At 67.2% G+C, this 3,915-nt stretch carries 3 protein-coding genes and 2 pseudogenes; all 5 read left to right on the plus strand.

Annotated features, from left to right (window positions below):
* A pseudogene (locus tag AC1DU6_RS22685) lies at window positions 1–346 on the plus strand (family 43 glycosylhydrolase); the annotation flags it as partial.
* 70 nt (window positions 347–416) lie between these two features.
* Window positions 417–563: a hypothetical protein gene (locus tag AC1DU6_RS22690; RefSeq protein ID WP_457356517.1), complete on the plus strand. Its 147-nt coding sequence runs from the start codon at window positions 417–419 to the stop codon at window positions 561–563.
* Window positions 564–653: 90 nt separating this feature from the next.
* Entirely contained in the window at window positions 654–2,294 is a 1,641-nt protein-coding gene (locus AC1DU6_RS22695) for an alpha-L-fucosidase (RefSeq protein ID WP_457356516.1), read from the plus strand.
* A gap of 93 nt (window positions 2,295–2,387) precedes the next feature.
* Window positions 2,388–3,491, plus strand: a complete 1,104-nt coding sequence (locus AC1DU6_RS22700; protein ID WP_457356515.1) for a glycoside hydrolase family 5 protein — start codon at window positions 2,388–2,390, stop codon at window positions 3,489–3,491.
* Window positions 3,488–3,915 (plus strand): annotated as a pseudogene (locus tag AC1DU6_RS22705) (hypothetical protein); the annotation flags it as partial. The gene AC1DU6_RS22700 and the pseudogene AC1DU6_RS22705, both read left to right, overlap by 4 nt.

Raw genomic sequence — 3,915 nt, forward strand, 5'->3', positions numbered from 1 at the left:
GGGTGGGCTGGCTCTCTTCCATGACGCGCGCGGCTTCGTCGGCGTGGGCATCGGCGACGGCCAGATGCACACCTACAGCTATGGCCAGCGCCACGGCTGGATGCGGCAGGCCGTGCAAGGGCAGCATCACCGCCTGCGCGTGACGAACCGCCGCCACCTCGTGACCTTCGAGCACGCGATCGGCGACGGTCCCTGGACCTGCAACCCGTGGCTCACTGAGGTTTCAGCCCTGCACCAGACCGCCGCCGGCAGCCTTGCAAGCCTGCGGCCGGCGCTGTTCGCCGCCGGCGAGGGCGAGGTGCGCCTGCGCCGCTTCAGCTACAACGGCATCGGGCCCGAGCCCTGAGATCCCTCCCAAAGCCCGAGCGCGACGGAGACATTCGCGCCGAGCATTTCCGCAAGAGAAAGGTTGATCCATGAAGTCCAAGTTATTGAAGGGCCTGTGCTTGTGGTCAGCGCTGCCCGCGCTGGCTCACGCCCAGGGCTGTGGCAGCGGCATGGCTGACACCGGTGCGCCGCGCCTGCCTGACCTGATCAAGGCCCTGGTCGACGCTACAAAGTAAACGTCCCCACCGGCAACCACAGGGCCGGCATCGCAAAACGGGCATGGCGTGCTTCGGCGCGCCATGCCCATCTCCACATCTGACACCGCCATGTCCGCACATCTCCCGACCCGCCGCTCCTTCCTTCAGGCCGCCACCGCTGCCGCTGGCGCCACCGGCCTGCCCGCGGCGCAGGCTGCGCCCGCCCCGTTCAAGCCCACCTGGGACTCCCTCGTCGAGGGCTACCGCACACCGGACTGGTTCCGCGACGCAAAGTTCGGCATCTGGGCGCACTGGAGCGCTCAGTGCGTGCCCGAGATGGGCGACTGGTACGCCCGCCAGATGTACACCCAGGGCAACTGGCAGTACGACCACCACGTGCGCACCTATGGCCACCCGACCAAGGTCGGCTTCATGGAGATGCAGAACCGCTGGAAGGCCGAGGCCTGGGAGCCCGAGGCCCTGATGGACCTCTACGCCAAGGCCGGCGCCAAGTATTTCGTCGCGCTGGCCAACCATCACGACAACTTCGACGCCTACGATTCCAAGTACCACGGCTGGAACTCAGTGCGCGTCGGCCCCAAGCGCGACCTCGTCGGCGAATGGGCCAAGGTGGCGCGTGCCAAGGGCCTGCGCTTTGGCGTCAGCAACCATTCGGCGCATGCCTGGCACTGGCTGCAGACGGCCTACGGCTACGACCCCGAAGGCCCGCTGGCCGGCCAGCGCTACGACGCCTACCGCTTGACCAAGGCTGACGGCAAGGGCACCTGGTGGGAAGGCCTGGATCCGCAAGACCTCTACACCGGCCGCAACATGGTCATGCCCGACGGCATCAACACCATCCGCACGGCCAACGAGTGGCATGAGCAGAACGACCGCGTCTGGGACGAGAAGGCGCCGCCGCACAACCCGGCGTTCACCCGCCAGTGGTTCCTGCGCTGCCGCGACCTCATCGACAGCTACCGACCCGACCTCGTCTATTTCGACAACTCCGGCCTGCCCCTGGGCCAGGCCGGGCTGGACATCACGGCGCACTACTACAACGCCAGCATGGCCTGGCACGGCGGCAAGCTGGAGGCCGTTGTCAATGCCAAGGTGCTGCCGCCCGAGCGCCGTGCCGGTGTCGTCGAGGACGTCGAGCGCGGCCAGCGCGAAGGCATCGAGCCGCTGCCCTGGCAGACCGACACCTGCATCGGCGACTGGCACTACAACCGTGGCGTGTTCAACAACCACAGCTACAAGTCGGCCGCCAGCGTCATCCACAGCCTGTGCGACATCGTCTCCAAGAACGGCAACCTGCTGCTGTCCATCCCCGTGCGCGGTGACGGCAGCATCGATGCCGACGAGCGCCGCTTCCTCGAGCAGATGGCCGAGTGGATGGGCCGCAATGGCGAGGCCATCCACGGCACACGGCCCTGGCGCAGCTTCGGCGAAGGCCCGACCCGCGTGGGCGGCGGCATGTTCAGCGAAGGCAAGGCGCACTTCGGCGCCGAGGACATCCGCTTCACGACCAAGGGCGGCGCCCTCTACGCCATCGCACTGGGCTGGCCCAAGGGTGGCCTGCTGCGCATCCAGGCGCTGGCACAGGACTCGGCGCTGGCGCCGGGTGCCATCGAGCGCGTGGAGGTGCTGGGCTCGACGGACAGCCTGGCCTTCACGCGCAGCCGCAAGGGGCTGGAGGTGAAGCTGCCCGAGGGCCTCGCCGGCACGCCGGCCGTGGCGCTGAAGATCCGCGGCGCAGGGCTGGCATGAAGCTGAACCTGGTCATCGCGGCGGCGCCGCGGTGATCCTGGAACCCTTGCGCTGAAGACGGATACGCCGTCGCCGATGTTCACTGAGAAACCCATGAAGACCATTCTTTCGACGCTTCTGCTGCCCCTCGGGCTGGCCTGCGCGTTTGCGGCTTGCGCCGCCGACGGCACCGGCATGCGCGAATTGACCAGCCTGCAGCTCTCCCGTGAGATGTCGCCCGGCCTGAACCTGGGCAATACGCTCGATGCCGTACCGAGCGAAACCGCCTGGGGCAACCCACCCGCCAACCAGGTGGTGATGAACGCCTTCAAAGCAGCCGGCTTCAACACCGTGCGCATCCCGGTGGCCTGGAACCAGTACGCCGATGCCAACGGCAACATCAGCCCCGCCTGGATGGCCCGCGTCACGCAGGTGGTGGACTACGCCCGCAAGGCCGGGCTGTACGTGCTGCTCAACACCCATTGGGACGGCGGCTGGGCGGACCACCCCACTTACGCCAAGCAGGCCGAGGTCAATGCCAGGTTGACGAAGTTCTGGACCCAGATCGCCAAGAACTTTGAGGGCTACGACGACCACCTGCTGTTCGCCGGCACGAACGAAGTGCACATCGAGAAGGAATACGGCCGGCCCACGCCCGAAAACTGCACGGTGCAGAACAGCTTCAACCAGACCTTCGTCAACACCGTGCGCGCCACCGGCGGCAATAACGCCAAGCGCCACCTCATCGTGCAGTCCTACAACACGAGTCACATCGATGCACTGGGATGCAACGCCAAGCTGCCCGCCGACACCGTGCCCGCACGGCTGATGATGGAAGTGCACTACTACGACCCCTTCCCCTTCACCATCGACGACAAGAGCAAGATCTGGCAGTGGGGCAAGATCGCCACCGACCCTGCCGCCACCGTGACCTGGGCCAACGAGCCCCAGGTCGATGCCGCCTTCCAGGCGCTGAAGGCCGCCTTCATCGACAAGGGCGTGCCGGTGGTGCTGGGTGAATACGCCGTCGCCATGAAGCGCGCCTACCCAGGCATGGACCGCTACCGCATGTACTGGAACGAGTACATCACCGGCTCGGCCGTGCGCCACGGCATGGTGCCCGTCTACTGGGACACCGGCGGCCTGTTCGACCGCAAGACTGGCGCGCGCAAGGACGCCGTCATTGAACTCATCGTCAACGCTGCCAAGCTGCCATGAGCAAACTCTCCCGTTTTTCCACCTGGCTGCTTGCGCTGGCGCTGTGCGCAGGGCCCGCTGCAGCCAGTGACAACCCGCGCCAGCGCACCCGCATCGACGACGGCTGGCGCTTCGCGCTCGGCCACGCGCATGACCCGGCGCAAGACTTCGACCACAGCACGCGGGCCTTCTTCTTCGCCAAGGCCGGCTTTGGCGACGGCCCCGCATCGGCCGAGTTCGACGACCGGCCGTGGCGCCGCGTCGACCTGCCGCACGACTGGGCGGTGGAACTGCCCTTCGACGCACGCGGCAGCACGACGCACGGCTCCAAGGCCATCGGCAGGGCTTTTCCGGAGAACAGCGTCGGCTGGTACCGGCGCGAACTCGCTGTTCCTGCGTCCGCGAAGGGCAAGCGCATCGCGCTGGAGTTCGACGGCGTCTTCCG

Source organism: Roseateles sp. P5_B10 (assembly GCF_056400485.1).